Source organism: Rhizobium sp. SRDI969, from assembly GCF_025152725.1.
Classification (GTDB): Bacteria; Pseudomonadota; Alphaproteobacteria; order Rhizobiales; family Rhizobiaceae; genus Rhizobium; species Rhizobium leguminosarum_I.
On sequence record NZ_CP104035.1, the window covers coordinates 4,667,962 to 4,686,180 of the forward strand.

Consider the following 18,219-nt stretch of genomic DNA (forward strand, 5'->3'; position numbering starts at 1 on the left):
GTTGCTCGAATTCGCGGGCAGGGCAGGCCTGCTCGCGGTCCGGGCTTTGACATTCCCCGGCTGCACCGCGAGTTTTGTTTGTCTTCGCGTGCGGGTCTGGTAGAAAATGCCCGGAATGGGAAAATTATCACCCCTCTTGGTTAAAGACCTCTGAACAAGGCACCACAGGCAGCCATGACAGCGAAGAAAAAACCGAAGGTCTACATCACCCGCAAGCTGCCGGATGCCGTCGAAACCCGCATGCGCGAACTCTTCGACGCAGAGCTGAACATCGACGACGCGCCGCGTTCGGTTCCCGAGTTGATCGCCGCGGTCAAGACCGCCGACGTGCTGGTGCCGACCGTCACCGATCGTATCGACGCGGCGCTGATCGAACAGGCCGGACCGCAGATGAAGCTGATTGCGAGCTTCTCCAACGGCACCGACCACATCGACGTCGAGGCGGCGGCGCGCAAGGGCATCACCGTCACCAACACGCCGAACGTCCTGACCGAGGACACCGCCGATATGACCATGGCGCTGATTCTCGCGGTTCCGAGAAGGCTCGGCGAAGGTGCGCGCGTGCTGACCGACAAGCCGGGCGAATGGGCAGGCTGGTCTCCCACCTGGATGCTCGGCCGGCGCATTCACGGCAAGCGCATCGGCATCGTCGGCATGGGCCGCATCGGCACGGCGGTGGCCCGCCGCGCCAAGGCTTTCGGCCTATCGATCCACTATCACAACCGCAAGCGCGTCAATCCGGCCGTCGAGGACGAACTGGAGGCGACCTATTGGGAAAGCCTCGACCAGATGCTCGCCCGCGTCGATATCGTTTCGATCAATTGCCCGTCGACGCCGGCGACCTTCCACCTGGTCTCGGCCCGCCGTCTGGCGCTGCTGCAGCCGACAGCCTATCTCGTCAACACAGCGCGCGGCGACGTGGTCGACGAAGCGGCGCTGATCAAGTGCCTGAGGGAGGGCCGGATTGCCGGCGCCGGCCTCGACGTCTTCGAGAACGAGCCTGCCGTCAACCCGAGGCTCATCAAGCTCGCCAATGAGGGCAAGGTCGTGCTGCTGCCGCATATGAGTTCGGCGACGATCGAAGGCCGCATCGACATGGGCGACAAGGTCATCATCAACATCCGCACCTTCATCGACGGTCATAGGCCGCCGAATCGCGTGCTGCCGGGGCGTTGAAGAACGCTGTAAATCAGGCGACGCAGATCGGAGGCGCAAGGACCTTGCGCATCTCGACGAAAGTCGTCCTGGCAAAGCCGGGATGCGCCTTTTCGGCGGTTCTGGAAAATCCCCAGGCGGCAAAGACGGCGTGATTGTCGGTGAGTTCGATGCGCGTTTCCAGCCGCAAAGCAGGAAGACCGAGCGCTGCGGCCGTTTCCTCGGCAATCGCCAGCAGCCGCCTGCCGAGGCCCTTGCCCTGCGCCTCAGGCAGAACGGCGAGCTTGCCGACATAGAGGCAATCGGCCTCCGGCCGCAGGAAGAGGCAGCCGGCCAGCTTTTCGCCGTCGATGGCGACATGGCCGATCTCGGCCCTGGACTTTTCGGCCAGCGACTCCGCCGTCAGCTTGAGCGCTGAAGATGGCGGATCGATCCTGCCGTTCATCGAGGCGAAGGAGGCGACGATGAGCGCCAGCAATTCATCCCAGCGCGTGAAAGTCTGATCAAGCGGAACAACCCTCATCCCGCCTGCCTCTGTGTGGTACGGCGTCGTTTGTAGCGGACGGTGTCGAAGCGGGCCGAGAGCGCGTCGTAAAGCAGCAACCGTCCGACCAGCGGTTCGCCGGTGCCGGTGACGAGCTTGATCGCCTCCATCGCCATCATTGTGCCGATGACGCCTGTGAGTGCACCGATGATGCCGGCTTCGGCGCAGGCGGGAATCAGCCCCGCCGGCGGCGGTTCCGGAAACAGGTCGCGATATCTGGGGTTGGCGGTTCCGTCCTCAGCTGTCTCATAGGGCTTGAGAACCGTCAGCGAACCATCGAAACGCCCGACGGCGCCGCTGACGAGCGGAATGCGCGCTTCATCAGCTGCATCGGCGGCGGCATAACGCGTGTCGAAATTGTCGGAGCCGTCGATCAGCAGATCGAACCCGGAGAGCTGACGGCGGGCGGCCTCCGGCGAAAAGCGTTCCTCGAAGCGGATCAGTCGGACATGCGGATTGAGCCTGGCGATGGCGAAGGCGGCGCTCTCAGTCTTCAATTCGCCGATCGTGCCGGAATCATGGATCACCTGGCGCTGCAGGTTGGAGAGGGAAACCCGGTCGTCGTCAACGATACCGAGCGTGCCGACGCCGGCAGCGGCCAGATATTGCAGGACCGGTGCACCGAGGCCGCCGGCACCGATCACCAGCACACGGGCGGCTTTCAGTTTCTGCTGGCCGGTGCCGCCGATCTCGGGAAGCAGGATGTGGCGGTGATAGCGCGCGATTTCGTCCGGGCTGAGCGGTTCCATGGCGCCGATGTTATCATGACGCCCGACGCCGGGAAAAGCCGCTTCCGTCATTCGAACACCCTTCCGTCGGAAACCGTGAAGAACTGCGCCCTGTCGCCGAGTGCTGAAAACATCGCCCGATCCGTTCCGGTCATGAAGGCCTGGCCGCCGAGCCCGTCGATAAGGTCGAATAGCGCGGCGCGGCGGCCCTCGTCGAGATGCGCTGCGATCTCGTCGAGCAGCAGGATCGGCGCATGACCGGTGAGATTGCCGACGAGCCGCGCATGCGCAAGCACCAGGCCGACAAGCAGCGCTTTCTGCTCGCCGGTGGAGCAACGCTCGGCCTCCATCACCTTTTCGCGGTGATGCACGATGAGATCGGCCCGGTGCGGCCCCTCAAGCGTGCGCCCGGCGCCGGCATCGCGGTAGCGGCTCTCTGCCAGCATCGCCGCATAATCGTCCTCGAGGTCGACCGAGGGGCGCGAGAACTGACCGTCCATGAAGCCCGAGAGCTGCAGCGATGCCGAAGGGAAGGGCGAGTTCTCCCGTGTTTCCCCGATCAGCCGAGTCAGCAAGCCAAGCATCTCCTGCCGGGCGAGTGCCATGGCGATGCCGAGGCTTGCCATCTGCTCCTCGATACCGGCAAGCCAGGAGGGATCGAAGCGGCCTTCGTCTAGCAATTTGTTGCGGCTGCGCATGGCGCGCTCGAAATCGCTGGCGCGGCGGCCATGGGCGGGATCGAGCGACAGCACCAGCCGGTCGAGAAAGCGGCGCCGGTCGGAGGAGGCGCCGGTAAACAGGCCGTCCATCGCCGGTGTCAGCCAGAGAAGGCGCAGATGGTCGGTCAGTTCGTCGACGGTCTTTGCCGTCGTGCCATTGATGCGCAGCCTGCGGGCGGTGGTCTCCTCGCCCGTTTCGATGCCGGTGCCGATCTCGACCTCGCCCTCCATGCCATCGAGCGCGGCGAAGATCGAAAAGCCGCCGGCCGCGCCGACGCGGGTAATGTCGCTATAGGCCGCGCGACGCAAACCGCGGCCAGGCGAAAGCAGCGAGACGGCTTCCATGAGATTGGTCTTGCCGGCGCCGTTGTCTCCCGTCAGCACGACGTGCCGACCGTCAAGGGTAAGGGCCGCTGCCGCATAGTTGCGGAAGTCTGTCAGCTTCAGACGAGAAAGAGAAACCTTGTGCGGCATCGAATGTCCGGAATCGTGAAGCGTGACAGCTAAGCCTTAGCGGCGTTGATGGCAAGGCTGGCAGCTTCTTGGCCGCGGATCGCGAACCTCCGATGCCCCGCAAATCAGGGACGCGGCGTTGAGCGATAAGGGATAAGCTCGAAGCGGCGACATACCGCGCGGGAGATATTTCAAGACACCTGACCGCGGTGCTGGTATCCGACATTCTGCCGATGCAGGGGGCAGGCGTTAGCTTTCTACAAAAATACAACCGCCGAGACGCTCTGACATCGCCAGGCCGATATCGTCGACGGTCAACCGCCAGTGCCTCCGAGATCCAGATATTCCGGCTTTGCCGCGATCCTTTGAGGCCACTGACGCAACGTGATGCCCAGAAAAAGTCGGTTGAATTTTGCAACTGCTGGGTTGAGTTATTCCGTGAAGGCGATATGGTTAACGAACCGTTTACGTATGAGAGAGTGATGAAGTGCCAGATCCGGTTGATATTATCGTCGGTCGCAACGTCAGACAGTTTCGCGCCATTCGCCGTGTTTCCCAACTTGAGCTTGGCGAAGCACTCGGACTGACTTTCCAGCAGATCCAGAAATACGAAAAGGGGACGAACCGCGTTTCCGCCAGCAAGTTGCATCAGATCGCGGTGTTTCTCGATGTCGATATCTCTGCCCTTTTCGAGGGAGCCGGCATGTCGCCATTCGGCAGCCGTATCGAACTCAGCCCCGACGCCTATGCGCTTGCGCTGAGCTACGACAAGCTGAACTCACCGGCAGGCAAGGAAGCGGTCAAGACCATCCTCACCCTCATGACCGGCGAAGCGGCCGAAACCGCCTGATTTCACTGAGCCATCAGGTTTACCACGAAAAAGCACGACCCGTTTCGGGTCTGGATAATGTCCAGATGACTACAGCTGTGCAGCGTTTTGGGGACGGCGTGCATCAACACAAGGACCGGGGCAGGTCACCTGAATGAGGTTCGGTGCCGCGCGCTTCAGTGAATCTCGCGTTCGTGCAGCGCCATCAGCAGATCGTCCTGCGTCTGGTGGCCGGCATGGTAAAGGTCGATCGCGATGCTGGCGATCGAAAGACCCTGCTGGCTGCGAAGCTTGATGTTGCGCTCGGCGCACCAAGTATAAATGGCGCCGGCGAGAACGTCGACGTCGTCGGTCTGAGAGGAAAAGGCTGGCGCCATGGTCGATACCCTTGCTTTGGTTGTCCCTCGCTAGAGCGCCGCGTTAAGGACGCTCTATAACTTTGATTTGGTGCATGCCCCCGAAATTGATTTCAATTCTTGGGGTCATGCACTGACGGCAGAGACTGAATTCATTTGGAAAACTTGCAAGCGGCATCATCCGGCTGCGTTAACGCAAGTCGTCTTCCCGCTCGCCGCCGTTTCGATCCGGGACAGATTGGCCGGCGTGGACGGCGGATGTCGCAAATTGAGACATGCAGCGGAAACTGAGCGGCGGTTTTCGTGATAACGACATGCGTAAAAACAAAGACTTAAAGCTCAACGAGCGAACCTGAAAGATCGCGCCGCGCTCTAGAGCGGGATTGTTTTAGTCGGAATCGGAACAGGGATTCCCTTTCTGGTGCAAATCAGATTCACCATTCTGGCCGGTGCAGGAGGCCGGTCTGGATGGCGAAACCTTTTTCGGATGATCTTCGGGAACGCGTTGTTGGCGCAGTAACGCGCGAGGGCCTGTCGTGTCGAGCGGCGGCAAAGCGCTTCGGCATTGGCATCAGCACCGCGATCGACTGGGTCCGGCGCTTGCGTGAGACGGGCAGCGCGGCTCCCGGCCAGATGGGCGGGCACAAGCCACGGGCGATCTCAGGTAAACATCGGGTCTGGTTGATCGATCGCTGCCACATGCAGGCGTTCACCTTGCGCGGGTTGGTGGCGGAACTCGGAGAGCGCGGCCTGAAAGTGGATTACAGCGCCGTCCGGACCTTCGTGCATGAGGAAGGGCTGAGTTATAAAAAAAGACGTTGGTCGCCAGCGAGCGCGAGCGGCCCGATGTTGCCGCCCGGCGGGCGCGCTGGCTGAAGCATCGCCATCGCATCGATCCATCTCGCCTTGTCTTTATCGACGAAACCTGGACGAAGACGAATATGACGCCGCTCAGGGGCTGGGCGCCGCGCGGCGAACGGCTGTTGGGCCATGCGCCCTTCGGCCACTGGAATACCATGACTTTTGTCGCAGCCCTCAGGGCCGACCGCGTCAGCGCACCGTGGATCATCGACGGCCCGATCAATGGCGAACGCTTTCGCATCTATGTCGAGAGGGTGCTGGTACCGGAGCTCAAACCCGGCGACATCGTCGTCATGGATAATCTCGGCTCGCACAAGGCCGGCGCTATCCGTGCCGCCATCCGCAAGGCCGGCGCCAGATTGTTCTTCCTGCCGCAGTATTCCCCCGATCTCAATCCGATCGAAAAACTCTTCGCCAAGATCAAGCACGAGCTGCGCAAGGCGCAGGCTCGAACCCGACAGGCCATCGACGACGCGCTGGCAGCCACCCTTCAAACCGTCTCGCCGAAAGAGTGCCAAAACTACTTCAAGGAAGCCGGATATGAACGGACATAAAACAATCCCGCTCTAGAGCAATTTCAGGAAAAGTGCGAAGCGGTTTTCCGTGCGGAATTGCGTAAAAGCAAAAGGCTATAGGATTCTTGGAACAAAAAAACCGGAGACGTTTCCGTCCCCGGCTTTCGAAATGGCGTTTCGATCGAGACTCAGCCTTCGAAGAATTCCTTCATGCGGGCAAAGAAGCCCGTCGATTCCGGATTGTTCTCCTTGGACGAAAGCTGCTCGAATTCCTGAAGCAGTTCGCGTTGGCGCTTGGTGAGCTTTTGCGGCGTCTCGATCTGGATCTGTATGTAGAGGTCGCCCGTCTGCACCGAACGCAGCACCGGCATGCCCTTGCCCTTGAGCCGGAACTGTTTGCCGACCTGCGTGCCCTCGGGCACGGTGACGCGCGACTTGGTGCCGTCGAGCGTCGCCACGTCGAAGGTTCCGCCGAGCGCGGCCGTCGTCATCGAGATCGGAACGGCGCAATAGAGATCGGCTCCGTCGCGCTGGTAGAATTCATGCGGTTTGACGGACAGGAAGATATAGAGGTCACCCGCCGGCCCGCCCCGGGCGCCGGCTTCGCCTTCGCCCTGCAGGCGGATGCGCGTACCGTCCTCGATGCCGGCGGGAATATTGACCGACAGCGAACGCTCTTCCGTCACCCGGCCCTGGCCGTGGCACTTAGGGCAGGGATCGGGAATGATCTGGCCGCGGCCGTGGCAGGTCGGGCAGGTCCGCTCGATGGAGAAGAAGCCTTGTGCGGCGCGCACGCGCCCCGTTCCCTGGCAAGTGCCGCAGTTCTTCGGCTGCGTGCCGGGCTTGGCGCCCGAACCCGAACAGACGTCGCAAGTGATCGAGGTGGGAACGCGGATCTGCGCCGTCTTGCCGGAGAAAGATTCTTCCAGCGTTATTTCCATGTTGTAGCGAAGATCGGCGCCACGCTCGCGGCCGCCCGACGAGCGCTGGCGCGCACGCCCGCCACCCATCATTTCGCCGAAGATATCCTCGAAGATATCGGAGAAACCGCCACCGGCAAATCCGCCGCCACCGCCGCCCATGCCGCCATGCTCGAAGGCCGCATGGCCATAACGATCATAGGCCGCCCGCTTCTGCGGGTCCTTGAGCATCTCGTAGGCTTCGTTGATTTCCTTGAACTTCCGTTCGGCGTCCTTGTCATCCGGGTTCTTGTCCGGATGGTATTTCATCGCCAGTTTGCGGAAGGCGCTTTTCAGCTCTTTCTCGTCCGCCGACTTGGCTACACCCAGAGTTTCGTAAAAGTCCGCTTTTGCCATTAAGGATTAAACCCCGGAAATGGATTTCCGGCTGCCATGGTGAGCAGCCGGATCAGGTGTTGAAGCATAACCACGCCGTCGCGGACTACGCGGACTTCTTGCGGTCGTCGTCCTTGATTTCCTCGTAGTCGGCATCGACGACATTGTCGCCACCTTCCGCGGAGGCATCGCCAGCAGCGCCGCTTTCGGCCTGCTGTGCTTCATAGATCGCCTGGCCGAGCTTCATCGACACTTCCATCAGCGTCTGGGTCTTGGCCTTGATGTCGTCGGCATCGGGCTCCGATGCTTCCGACGCCGTCTTCAGCGCGGCGATCGCATCCGAGATCGCGGTGCGGTCGGCCTCGGAAACCTTGTCACCGTAATCCTTCAGCGACTTTTCCGAGGAATGGATCAGGCTTTCAGCCTGGTTCCGGGCTTCCACCGCCTCGCGGCGCTTCTTGTCTTCGGTGGCATGGGCTTCGGCATCCTTTACCATCTTCTCGATGTCGGCGTCGGAAAGACCGCCGGAAGCCTGGATGCGGATCTGCTGTTCCTTGCCGGTGCCCTTGTCCTTGGCCGAAACCTGGACGATGCCGTTGGCGTCGATGTCGAAGGTGACTTCGATCTGCGGCATGCCGCGCGGCGACGGCGGCAGACCGACGAGGTCGAACTGGCCGAGCAGCTTGTTGTCGGCAGCCATTTCACGCTCGCCCTGCGAGACGCGGATGGTCACGGCCTGCTGGTTGTCTTCGGCCGTCGAGAAGGTCTGGCTCTTCTTCGTCGGGATCGTCGTGTTGCGTTCGATCAGGCGGGTGAAGACACCACCGAGCGTCTCAATGCCGAGCGACAGCGGCGTTACGTCGAGGAGCAGGACGTCCTTGACGTCGCCCTGCAGAACGCCGGCCTGGATGGCGGCGCCAAGCGCCACGACTTCATCCGGGTTGACGCCCTTGTGCGGCTCCTTGCCGAACAGCTGCTTGACGACTTCCTGCACCTTCGGCATGCGGCTCATGCCGCCGACGAGAACCACTTCGTCGATTTCGGAAGCGGTAACACCGGCATCCTTGAGCGCTGCCTTGCACGGCGCGATCGTGCGCTGGACGAGATCGTCGACCAGGCTTTCGAGTTTGGCGCGGGTCAGCTTCAGCGTCAGATGTTTCGGGCCGGAGGCGTCGGCCGTAATGAACGGCAGGTTGATTTCGGTCTGCTGCGAAGACGAAAGCTCGATCTTTGCCTTTTCCGCAGCTTCCTTGAGGCGCTGCAGGGCGAGCTTGTCGTTCTTCAGGTCGATGCCGTTGTCCCTCTTGAATTCGCCAACGAGATATTCGACGAGACGCATGTCGAAGTCTTCACCGCCGAGGAAGGTATCGCCGTTGGTGGACTTCACTTCGAAGACGCCGTCGCCGATCTCGAGGATCGAAATATCGAAGGTGCCGCCGCCAAGGTCGTAGACGGCAATCGTCTTGCCTTCTTTCTTGTCGAGGCCGTAGGCAAGCGCGGCTGCGGTCGGCTCGTTGATGATGCGCAGAACTTCAAGACCGGCGATGCGGCCGGCATCCTTGGTTGCCTGGCGCTGCGCGTCGTTGAAATAGGCGGGAACGGTGATGACGGCCTTCTCGACCTTTTCGCCAAGATAGGATTCGGCGGTTTCCTTCATCTTCTGAAGGATCATCGCGGAAATCTGTGCGGGCGAGTAGCCCTTGCCATTGGCTTCGACCCAGGCGTCGCCATTGTCGCCCTTGACGATGGTGAAGGGAACGAGGTGCTTGTCCTTTTCGACGGTCGGATCTTCGTAGCGGCGGCCGATCAGGCGCTTGACCGCAAAGAGCGTGTTCGTCGGGTTGGTGACTGCCTGGCGCTTGGCCGGTTGGCCGACGAGGCGTTCGCCATCATCGGAAAATGCCACCATGGAAGGGGTCGTACGCGCACCTTCCGCATTCTCGATGACCTTCGCGTCCTTGCCGTCCATGACTGCGACGCAGGAATTCGTCGTTCCAAGGTCGATACCAATTACTTTTGCCATGTCATTCTCTCCTTGAAGCAAGCTGTCGGAACCCCGAGAAGGCATTTCCCTGACAGCCCCTTACGGGATGGGTCTACTTGAGATTACGCAATCGTGATTGCGGTGATGCGGCGTATATAAGGAGCGGTTTTCTGGACTGCAAGGCGAGAAATGCCCCGGAATCCAGCAAAACGAATGTGTTGCCTTCAATTTTTACAGTCGCCGGGACGGAGGTCACCCCTTGCCCGGAAAGCGGCCGATTTTTGCGGCATGTCGCGCAAAACTGCAGAGCGGTTTTGCGACAACCGCAGGCGTAAAACAAAGACCTGAAGCGCGTGGAGCGAATCTGAAAGATCGCGACGCGCTTAAGATCATCGGGCTTGTGCGGGGTATGCAGCAAAGATCTCACTGGCCCATGATCAGATCGAGCAGCGTCGTGCGCCGCGGCTGGACGGAAGAGGTGGTCTGCGCGCCCCCGACATCGCCGGGCGGCACCATGCCCTCATAGCCAGAACCGCCACCTTCGGCAATGTCTGCGGGCGGAACCGGGCTATTGCCGGAGGTCGCCGCCTGCTGCCGGGCAGGCGCTTGCGGATAGCGGTTTGCATTGTCGTTGCCGCCGAAGACGCCGGAAATGATACCGCCGATCGTCGATGGCGGCGCCTCCGCCGTCATCGGTTGCCCGCTGCCCAGCTGCCCGTTGCCCGTTGCCTCGGCCATCGGCTGACCGTCGTTCGGATCGGCGATCAACTGGCCGTTGCCGAAAAGCGGCGCCGGCGAAAGACCCTTGTGGGCTGCGATCATGAATTCCTTCCAGGCCTTGGCGGGCAAGCCGCCACCGGTCACCTTCTTCATCGGCTTGCCGTCGTCATTGCCGAACCAGACCCCGGTGGTGAGGTTGCTGGTGAAACCGACGAAGAGCGCGTCGCGCGAATTCTGGGTGGTGCCGGTCTTTCCCGCCGCCTGCCAGCCGGGGATCTTGGCGCTCTTGCCGGTGCCGCTCTCGATGACGCCCATCATCATCGTATCCATCTCGGCGGCGATCTGCTCGGACAGCACGCGCGGCGGGCTGTCATAGGTATTTTCGTAGAGAACCTTGCCCTCGGCAGTCGTCACCCGGCGGATGACGTGCGGCGTCGCCTTGTAGCCGCCATTCATGAAGGCGGCATAGGAGGCGGTGAGTTCCATCAGCGACACTTCCGAGGTGCCGAGCGCGATCGAGGCATTCGGCTGCAGCTCGCTTTCAATGCCGAGCCGGTGGGCAAGCTTGATCACCTGGTCCGGCCCGTCATACATCACCAGCTGCGCGGCCACCGTGTTCAGCGATTTGGCAAGCGCGGTCGCCAGCGTCACCTCGCCATTGTATTTCTTCTCGTAATTTTCGGGCGTCCAGTCGCCGATCCGGATCGGCGCGTCGTTGAACACCGAATAGGGCGTCAGCCCCTTTTCGAGTGCGGCAGCATAGACGAAGGGCTTGAACGACGAACCCGGCTGGCGTTTGGCCTTGACGGCGCGGTTGAACTGGCTTGTCGCATAGTCCCGGCCGCCGACCAGCGCCCGGATCGCGCCGGTGCCGTCGATTGAGACCAGGGCCGCCTGCGAGGCGTCGAGCTTGCCGCCCTCCTTGTCGAGCACGTCGACCAGCGATTGCTCGGCCTTCTTTTCCAGCGACTTGTCGATTGTCGTATCGACGATGACGTCTTCCTTGACGTCGCCGATCAGACCCGGCAGCTCGTCCATCACCATGTCGGCGACATAGTGCCCGGCACCGGACCAGTAGCTCTTGGCTGAGGCCGGGGTCTGCGACATCGCGGTCTTAACCTCGGAATCGGTGATGAAACCCTGTTCGCGCATTGCTGCGAGCACCAGTTGGGCGCGGGCATTCGCCGCATCGGCGTCGCGGGCCGGCGAAAGCCGCGACGGCGCTTTCAGCAGGCCGGCCAGCACCGCGGCCTCGCCGAGGTTCACGTCACGTGCCGATTTGTTGAAGTAGCGGCGTGAGGCCGCCTCGACGCCATAGGCGTTCGATCCGAAGAACACCCGATTGAGATACATCGCAAGGATCTGGTCCTTGGTGTATTTCTGCTCCAGCCAGAGCGAGAGCAGCACCTCCTGTACTTTGCGTTCAAGCGTTCTCTCAGGGGAGAGGAAGAGGTTCTTGGCAAGCTGCTGCGTCAGCGTCGAGCCGCCCTGCACCATGTGACCAGCCGTCAGATTGGTCACGACAGCCCGGCCGAGGCCGAGCGGATCGACGCCGAAATGCGAATAGAAACGCCGATCTTCGATGGCGATGACGGCTTCCGGAATATAGGGCGACATGTTTTCGAGCGACAGCGCCTCGCCGCCGGTGGCGCCGCGATTGGCGATGACGCTGCCGTCGACGGCGGTGATCTTCACGTTCGGCGGCCGCTCCGGGATCGCCCATGTGCTGGCGCTCGGCATGCGCGAGCCATAGTAGACCACAAGCCCGGCAACGCCGATGCCGGCCCAGATGAAAAGCACGACGCACCAGTAGGTCACGCGGCGCAGGAATCCGAAAAAGTCGCCGCCTTCGCGCTCCCGCGGCTCGCGCCGCCGCCGAGGGGCGGCACGTTGCGGCGGGGGTTTCGAGCCGCCGCGGCGCTGGGATCGGCCTCCGGCAATGCGATCGTCGGCATCAAGCGAGAACTCGTCATCGTCGCGTGCCGCTCGGCCGCTGAAGGACGGTTCTATTCTGTCGCCTGATCTGCCTCTGCCTGCCATCGCGGACCGGTCACACCCCATGTTCGATCGCGAAGCCAGCTTCGCATAACGGTGCTCTTCTCCAGCGCCGCGCGTCTTTTCAGACGCGCAAAGGACGCTGAAGCACTTTGAGTGCCGCCGTGATCATCCGACTGAACTGTAAATGCGGCGATTTAACGGGGTATTAATAATGGAAAGTAAGGCAGACCGCGCCGGGAGACAGCATCGCCCTTCAGTACTGTCGGGCCTCGTAATCGTCGAGCGTTTCCGGGTCCTGCTTATACTCCCACTCGCCCAGATGAAAGCGGCGCCAAATCTGGCCGGAAGGGTTGAGGTTCGCCCCATCGGTGAGGCGCACAGGCAGAAGTGGGTTATGTTTATGCCAAACGGTAACATCGGTAGTGGCCGCCCGAGGGGCGAAAAGCCCGAAGAAAGCCAGGTAGTCTTGCGTCATCAGGGTCCAGCCTCGAACGGATTAAAATCAATCCGCAACTTCACAAAACTGCAATAAAGAATCCCGCAAAACAAGAGCCTCGCGATGGCTTCACATCAAATTGTGGGTGACCGCATTCGAGGATCGATGCTTCCCCCGCGGCGCTTGTCTTGCACTCGCCGGCGAAGTGGCGCGCGTCGTGAAAACAAAGGCCCGAAGTCTGTGGCGTGAGTTACGTTCGATACGACGTAGTTCACCGCGGCGCGCGTCTTTTCGAGAGGCGCAAGTGACGCTGTAAAGCTTTGAATTGCTGGATAATTTTGTCCTTAAACTCGATTCCGATTTAAGGAATTATGCAGGAGGCGGAACCAATAGGCTTCACGTTTGTTTATGGAGAAGCGGGACAACCCCTCAAGTCCCGCGAATGATCGGCCGTCTCCCCTCAACACGTGCCGATCGACATCCGGCCCGGTGCACCCTCATGGGAGCGCCGGGCTTTTTTCTTGGGTGTTTTGCCCTTGGCTTGGCAAACCTCAAAGGAGGACGGCGCTGCCGTCCCCTCTCTGTTTCACTCGTCGCAGGAGGGATCGCCGGGGCGGCAATCAAAGTCCCTGCGGTCCGGCCTGCGGTCATCGCCTCTCCGGTCGTCCCTCTGCCGTTCATCTCTTTGCCGATCGTCCCCTTGCCGATCGCCCCTTTGATTGTCGTCGCGCCAGTCACGATCGCGGTCGCGCCCATATCGGTCGCCATCCCGCTCGCGCCAGTTACGGTCGCGATCCCGGTTATCCCGATCGCGGTCGCGATCCCGAGTGTCGCGGTCGCGGTAGTAATAATCCGGGCCGCGGCTCCAGCGGTCACGGTCGCGATAGAAATCGCGGTTGCGGTAATAACGGTCCCAATAATTGTCGACGCTGAAGCGAATCATCGGAATGCCGAGCGGACGGTAATATTGCGGGCCGACATAGACGCGGCGCTGCTGGTAGAGGGCCTGCACGTACTGGCCGGAAACCCAGCCGCGGCCGCCGTAGAATTCCACGTCGCACCAGTTGACGTCGGAAAGGCATCCGCGGATCTCGACGGAAGAACCGGCGGGTATGACGGCGACGGCAGGATAACGGGTGCTCGGACCGGCACGCATGTTGACGTTCGCCGTCGAGTAGCCCTCGGCAGCCTGCGCGATGGCAGGCGCCAGCATAAGCAGGCCGACCGCTGCGATTTTAACAAAGAGATTTTTCACGCTTCTCAGTCCTTGTTGGCACGTTTTTCAGGCAGCGCTTGGCCGCGTTTCCTTGGCATATGCCATTGAAACAAAAGATAGAGCGATCGCCCCCGGGTGTTGGGGTGTTGCTATTTGCCTTATCTTTCAATGGCTTATATATTGCCGGCGATGAACGCAGCTTGAACGGCGAAATATCTGCCAGCGCCCTTGGAGCCGCAAGCGGTGCTTCCGGCAAGGTGGTGCTGTTAACGGTTGGTTAACCTTTCGGCGGCAGTCTCGTTGCAATACCCGCTTGCTCCTTGACCACGGATGAACTGGCACTGAGATGAGCGGATGACGAAAGGCCGGGTCGAACCGGCCTTTTTGTTATTTGCGATTCTGCTTGGCACGCCGTTCAGGTGGCCAGCGCCTGAAGAATCCGCACCCAGGAGCGGATACCCTTGTGGTAGGAGACGAGCTCGTATTTCTCGTTCGGCGAGTGGATGCGGTCATCGCTGAGGCCGAAGCCGACGAGCAGCGATTCCATGCCGAGCATCTTCTGGAAATCCCCGACGATCGGGATCGACCCGCCCATGCCGATGACGATGGCGGGTTTCGGCCACTCGTCGGAAAGCGCGTTCTTCGCCTTGGTGAGAACAGGCGAATCATAGGAGAGGTGGATCGCCGGCGAGCCGCCATGCGGATGGAATTCGACCGAGCAATCGGCGAGAATTTTCGAGCTGATATAGCTGCGGAAAGCCTCGCGGATGGCGGCCGGATCCTGCGTGCCGACAAGCCGGAAAGAGACCTTGGCCGAAGCCTTGGCGGCGATCACCGTCTTGAAGCCTTCGCCGGTATAGCCGCCCCAGATGCCGTTGATTTCGGCGGTCGGCCGAGCCCAGGTGAGCTCCAGCACCGACCGGCCCTTTTCGCCGGATGGGATGGAAAGGCCGACTTCGCCGAGGAAGCTCTCCGCCGTCTTGCCGAGCGTCTCCCATGACGCCTTGATGTTGTCGGGCGTTTCCTCGACGCCGTCATAGAAGCCGTCAAGCGTAATGCGGCCCGTCTCGTCATGCAGACCGGCAAGAGCCTCGACGAGAATATGGATCGGATTGGCCGCCGCGCCGCCGAAGAGACCGGAATGCAGGTCGCGGTCGGCGGCTGTCACGATTACTTCCTCGCCGACGAGACCGCGCAGCGCTGCGGCGATCGCCGGCGTGTTGCGGTCCCACATGCCGGTATCGCAGACCAGCGCATAATCGGCCTTGAGCTCGGCGGCATTGGCTTCGAGGAAGGGCTTCAGGGATGGCGAGCCGGATTCTTCCTCGCCCTCGAACAGAATGGTGACGCGGCAAGGAAGTGCGCCATTGATCTCCTTAAAGGCGCGGCAAGCCTCGACGAAGGTCATCAGCTGACCCTTGTCGTCGGAGGTGCCGCGGCCGGTCAAGATCTTGCGGCCTTCGCCGACATCCTTGATCGACGGCTCGAAGGGGTCGTTTTCCCAGAGCTCGATCGGGTCGACCGGCTGAACGTCGTAATGGCCGTAGAAGAGAACATGCGGCGCATCGGCGGAAGCGCCGGCATGGTGCGCGACCACCATCGGATGGCCGGGTGTATCGCGGACCGAGCCCGTAAAGCCGAGCGTCCCGAGATAGCCGACGAGCCATTCTGCAGCCTTTCGGCATTCGGCCTTATAGGCCGGATCGGTGGAAATCGACTGGATGCGCAGAAGCTCGAACAGCTTGTCGAGGCTCGATGGAAGGTTCTGGTCCGCGCGCGCAAGCACCTGGCTTACATCGGTCATTTTCGACTCCTTTTTGAAATTCGGCCGGACGATAGACCAAACCAGAAATACAGGCGAGGCGGAAAAACAAAAAATCGGCGGCGCGAAATGCAGGCGAGGCATAGATTAATATCAAGGAGATTTGCTGGATAATATAAAAGAGAAGTCTAATTCAATTTACAGTTATTTAGTACAACCTAACTAGCCTGACCGAATTCAGCTGTGCGAGGTTCGGATGTTTTCGGTCATTACCTGTATTCGGGACAACCACGATTGGCGGCTGGTGCTTGCTGCCGCCGCCGTCTGCCTGGTCGGCGCGATGGCGGCCATGCTGCTGCTTTCCCGCGCCCAGGAATGCGATGCCGGGCGGCGCAAGCTCTGGATCGGCGCCTCGGCTTTCGCTTTCGGCACCGGCGTATGGGCAACGCACTTCATCGCGATGCTGGCCTATGACGGCGGCATGCCGATCGGCTACCAACTGGGCCTGACGACGCTTTCTTTCCTCCTGTCGGTTGTCGGTTCGTGGGCAGCGATCATCGTCGCTTCGGAAAGCCGCGGCAGGTTTTCCACCATCCGCGGCGGCGTCCTGATGGCGTTCGGCATCGCCTCCATGCACCTGACCGGCATGCAGGCGATCGAAACGCAGGCGGTCATCCTTTATGATCCCTTGATGACGCTGAGTGCGGTTCTCGCAGGAGCGCTGTTATCGAGCGCCGCCTTCCACGCCTTTTTCCAATTGAAGGGACTGAGGCGGCTCCTCGCCTCGTCAATCACTTTCGTCCTCGCGATCTGCGCTCTCCATTTCATCTCGATGGCCAGCATCACGCTCGTGCCGGATCCCGGCAAAGAGGTTCCGGCAACGGTGCTCGACGCCAACCTCCTTGCTGCGATCGTCGTGGTGGCGGCGACGACGCTCATTCTGATTGCCCTCGCGGTGGTCTTTATCGAAAGCCACCTGACGGATCTGAGGGGGCTCGCGAATGCCTCGCAGGAAGGGCTGCTGATCCTGCGGGAAGGCCGGATCATCGATGCCAATGAACGCTTCCAGGAGCTTTCCGGCTGGAAGCTCGCCGGTCTTGCCGGCAAGGCGCCCTCGGCTGTTTTGACCGCTATTCAGGGGACTGGGCAGAACAGACCCAGCGAGACGCTGCTCAACACCAGGAACGGCAGGGAGATCGCCGTCGACGTGACCGCGAGCAGGATCGTCTATCGCGGGCACAATTGCGAGGTGCTGGCGGTGCGTGATCTCACCGAGCGTAGGCAGGCCGAGGAGATGATCGAGCATCTCGCCCACCACGACGTGCTCACCGATCTGCCGAACAGGTCGCTGTTCGATACCCGCATCCGGCAGGCACTGCAGATGGCCGAACGAAAGAACAGCGAAGTTGCCCTCTTCTATCTCGACCTCGATCGCTTCAAGGCCGTCAACGATATCTTTGGTCATGCCGAAGGCGACCGCATTCTCCGCAAGGTCGCCTCGATCCTGCGCCGCGTGGCCGGTGAGAGCGACACGGTCGCCCGCTTCGGCGGCGATGAATTCGCCATCATCCAGCCGGCAGGGCAGCAGCCGGCGGCGGCGCAAAAGCTGGCGGCTGATATCCTCGACGAATTCGCCGCCGAGATGGACACGGCGCGCGACCCGACCGCCGTCGGCGTCAGCGTCGGCATCGCACTCTATCCCGCGGATGGCGCTACTGCCGAAGAACTCTGCAACAATGCCGATACTGCACTCTATCGCGTCAAGCATGACGGTCGCGGCAAGGTCTGTTTCTTCGACGCGGAAATGGATAGGGCGGCACGGAACCGCCGCCAGATCGAAAACGAACTGCGTCATGCGATCATCCGCAACCAGATCCATGTCAGCTATCAGCCGATCCACGATGCGCTGAGCGGCGAGATCGGCGGCTACGAGGCCCTGATGCGCTGGAACCGGCCAGGTCACGGCTTGACAGAGCCCGATATCTTCATCCCGATCGCTGAGGAAAGCGGCTCGATCGTCCAACTCGGCGAATGGGTGTTGCAGCAGGCCTGCAGGGAGGCTGTGCGCTGGCCGCTGCCGCTGATGATCGCCGTCAATCTCTCGCCGGTGCAATTCATGTTGCCGAACCTCTGCGAGCGGATCGTGGCGATCCTCGCCGAAACCGGGCTTGCGCCCAGCCGGCTGGAGCTTGAGATCACCGAGGCGGCCCTTATTCGCGATCGCGACCGCGTGATGACGACGCTGCTGCGGCTGCACAAGCTCGGCGTGCACATCGTCATGGATGATTTCGGCACCGGTTTTTCCTCGCTTTCGAACCTGCGTTCATTCCCTTTCGACAAGATCAAGGTCGACCGCAGTTTCACCGGCGTGCTGGAACATGATGCGGCGGCGCGCTCGATCGTGCGCGCCATCATCGGCCTTGGTCATAGCCTCGGCATGCCTGTCGTGACGGAGGGCGTGGAAACCGAGATGCAGCGCCGGATCGTCGTCGAGGAAGGCTGCGCGCAAGTGCAGGGCCTTTTACTCGGCAAGCCGGATATCGAGCCGAGCATCAAGCTTGCCGCTCACGAAAACGTCCTGATCGCGCAGATCGAAACAGGCCTGTCCTTGTTGCGGCGCGGACATGGTGCCGGTGAGTGATCTTACA

14 protein-coding genes are annotated in these 18,219 nt (G+C 61.3%); 4 read left to right on the forward strand and 10 right to left on the reverse strand.

Annotated features, from left to right (window positions below):
- Positions 1 to 174 precede the first annotated feature (174 nt).
- Positions 175 to 1,176, forward strand: a complete 1,002-nt coding sequence (locus N2A41_RS22985; RefSeq protein WP_017966476.1) for a 2-hydroxyacid dehydrogenase — start codon at positions 175 to 177, stop codon at positions 1,174 to 1,176.
- A 13-nt stretch (positions 1,177 to 1,189) separates the two neighbouring features.
- On the opposite strand, the gene N2A41_RS22990 is transcribed toward N2A41_RS22985, so the two are convergent.
- The 3 genes from N2A41_RS22990 to recF are packed head-to-tail and all read right to left on the reverse strand — an operon-like array spanning position 1,190 to position 3,620.
- Complete coding sequence (locus N2A41_RS22990; RefSeq protein WP_017966477.1) at positions 1,190 to 1,678, reverse strand: GNAT family N-acetyltransferase; 489 nt, start codon at positions 1,676 to 1,678, stop codon at positions 1,190 to 1,192.
- Positions 1,675 to 2,499, reverse strand: a complete 825-nt coding sequence (locus N2A41_RS22995) for a molybdopterin-synthase adenylyltransferase MoeB (RefSeq protein WP_260109777.1) — start codon at positions 2,497 to 2,499, stop codon at positions 1,675 to 1,677. Before N2A41_RS22995 ends, N2A41_RS22990 begins: the two co-directional genes overlap by 4 nt.
- Positions 2,496 to 3,620: a DNA replication/repair protein RecF gene (gene recF, locus N2A41_RS23000; protein ID WP_260109778.1), complete on the reverse strand. Its 1,125-nt coding sequence runs from the start codon at positions 3,618 to 3,620 to the stop codon at positions 2,496 to 2,498. The genes N2A41_RS22995 and recF overlap by 4 nt, the downstream gene beginning before the upstream one ends.
- Before the next feature lie 466 nt (positions 3,621 to 4,086).
- Here recF and N2A41_RS23005 point away from each other — a divergent pair, with 466 nt between their 5' ends.
- Positions 4,087 to 4,449, forward strand: a complete 363-nt coding sequence (locus tag N2A41_RS23005; protein ID WP_260109779.1) for a helix-turn-helix domain-containing protein — start codon at positions 4,087 to 4,089, stop codon at positions 4,447 to 4,449.
- Positions 4,450 to 4,604: 155 nt separating this feature from the next.
- On the opposite strand, the gene N2A41_RS23010 is transcribed toward N2A41_RS23005, so the two are convergent.
- Positions 4,605 to 4,805 carry a hypothetical protein gene (locus N2A41_RS23010; protein WP_260109780.1) on the reverse strand — a complete coding sequence of 67 codons (201 nt, stop codon included), beginning with the start codon at positions 4,803 to 4,805 and terminating at the stop codon, positions 4,605 to 4,607.
- 447 nt (positions 4,806 to 5,252) lie between these two features.
- On the opposite strand from N2A41_RS23010, the gene N2A41_RS23015 reads away from it, so the two are divergent.
- A protein-coding gene (locus tag N2A41_RS23015; RefSeq protein WP_222282285.1) for an IS630 family transposase occupies positions 5,253 to 6,199 on the forward strand; the annotation gives its coding sequence in 2 pieces (ribosomal slippage) (positions 5,253 to 5,591 and positions 5,594 to 6,199; 945 coding nt in all).
- Positions 6,200 to 6,348: 149 nt separating this feature from the next.
- Here the strand turns inward: N2A41_RS23015 and dnaJ are convergent.
- The 6 genes from dnaJ to N2A41_RS23045 form a co-directional block, all read right to left on the reverse strand.
- Positions 6,349 to 7,476: a molecular chaperone DnaJ gene (dnaJ, locus tag N2A41_RS23020; protein ID WP_011649969.1), complete on the reverse strand. Its 1,128-nt coding sequence runs from the start codon at positions 7,474 to 7,476 to the stop codon at positions 6,349 to 6,351.
- Between the two features lie 85 nt (positions 7,477 to 7,561).
- Positions 7,562 to 9,478 carry a molecular chaperone DnaK gene (dnaK, locus tag N2A41_RS23025; protein WP_064249059.1) on the reverse strand — a complete coding sequence of 639 codons (1,917 nt, stop codon included), beginning with the start codon at positions 9,476 to 9,478 and terminating at the stop codon, positions 7,562 to 7,564.
- A 384-nt stretch (positions 9,479 to 9,862) separates the two neighbouring features.
- Entirely contained in the window at positions 9,863 to 12,199 is a 2,337-nt protein-coding gene (locus N2A41_RS23030) for a transglycosylase domain-containing protein (protein WP_260109781.1), read from the reverse strand.
- A gap of 211 nt (positions 12,200 to 12,410) precedes the next feature.
- Positions 12,411 to 12,632 carry a hypothetical protein gene (locus N2A41_RS23035; protein ID WP_260109782.1) on the reverse strand — a complete coding sequence of 74 codons (222 nt, stop codon included), beginning with the start codon at positions 12,630 to 12,632 and terminating at the stop codon, positions 12,411 to 12,413.
- 547 nt (positions 12,633 to 13,179) lie between these two features.
- Positions 13,180 to 13,848, reverse strand: a complete 669-nt coding sequence (locus tag N2A41_RS23040; RefSeq protein WP_260109783.1) for an SH3 domain-containing protein — start codon at positions 13,846 to 13,848, stop codon at positions 13,180 to 13,182.
- Positions 13,849 to 14,224: 376 nt separating this feature from the next.
- Positions 14,225 to 15,613: a M20/M25/M40 family metallo-hydrolase gene (locus N2A41_RS23045; RefSeq protein ID WP_260109784.1), complete on the reverse strand. Its 1,389-nt coding sequence runs from the start codon at positions 15,611 to 15,613 to the stop codon at positions 14,225 to 14,227.
- A gap of 214 nt (positions 15,614 to 15,827) precedes the next feature.
- On the opposite strand from N2A41_RS23045, the gene N2A41_RS23050 reads away from it, so the two are divergent.
- Positions 15,828 to 18,212: a bifunctional diguanylate cyclase/phosphodiesterase gene (locus tag N2A41_RS23050; protein ID WP_260109785.1), complete on the forward strand. Its 2,385-nt coding sequence runs from the start codon at positions 15,828 to 15,830 to the stop codon at positions 18,210 to 18,212.
- Positions 18,213 to 18,219 lie beyond the last annotated feature (7 nt).

Excerpts from the sequence above, each read along its gene's own strand:
- N2A41_RS23035 (WP_260109782.1), bottom strand. The coding sequence starts at position 12,632 with ATGACGCAAGACTACCTGGCTTTCTTCGGGCTTTTCGCCCCTCGGGCG.
- N2A41_RS22985 (WP_017966476.1), top strand. The coding sequence starts at position 175 with ATGACAGCGAAGAAAAAACCGAAGGTCTACATCACCCGCAAGCTGCCG.
- dnaJ (WP_011649969.1), bottom strand. The coding sequence starts at position 7,476 with ATGGCAAAAGCGGACTTTTACGAAACTCTGGGTGTAGCCAAGTCGGCG.
- N2A41_RS23030 (WP_260109781.1), bottom strand. The coding sequence starts at position 12,199 with ATGGCAGGCAGAGGCAGATCAGGCGACAGAATAGAACCGTCCTTCAGC.
- N2A41_RS22995 (WP_260109777.1), bottom strand. The coding sequence starts at position 2,499 with ATGACGGAAGCGGCTTTTCCCGGCGTCGGGCGTCATGATAACATCGGC.
- N2A41_RS23010 (WP_260109780.1), bottom strand. The coding sequence starts at position 4,805 with ATGGCGCCAGCCTTTTCCTCTCAGACCGACGACGTCGACGTTCTCGCC.
- N2A41_RS23045 (WP_260109784.1), bottom strand. The coding sequence starts at position 15,613 with ATGACCGATGTAAGCCAGGTGCTTGCGCGCGCGGACCAGAACCTTCCA.
- recF (WP_260109778.1), bottom strand. The coding sequence starts at position 3,620 with ATGCCGCACAAGGTTTCTCTTTCTCGTCTGAAGCTGACAGACTTCCGC.
- N2A41_RS22990 (WP_017966477.1), bottom strand. The coding sequence starts at position 1,678 with ATGAGGGTTGTTCCGCTTGATCAGACTTTCACGCGCTGGGATGAATTG.
- dnaK (WP_064249059.1), bottom strand. The coding sequence starts at position 9,478 with ATGGCAAAAGTAATTGGTATCGACCTTGGAACGACGAATTCCTGCGTC.
- N2A41_RS23050 (WP_260109785.1), top strand. The coding sequence starts at position 15,828 with ATGTTTTCGGTCATTACCTGTATTCGGGACAACCACGATTGGCGGCTG.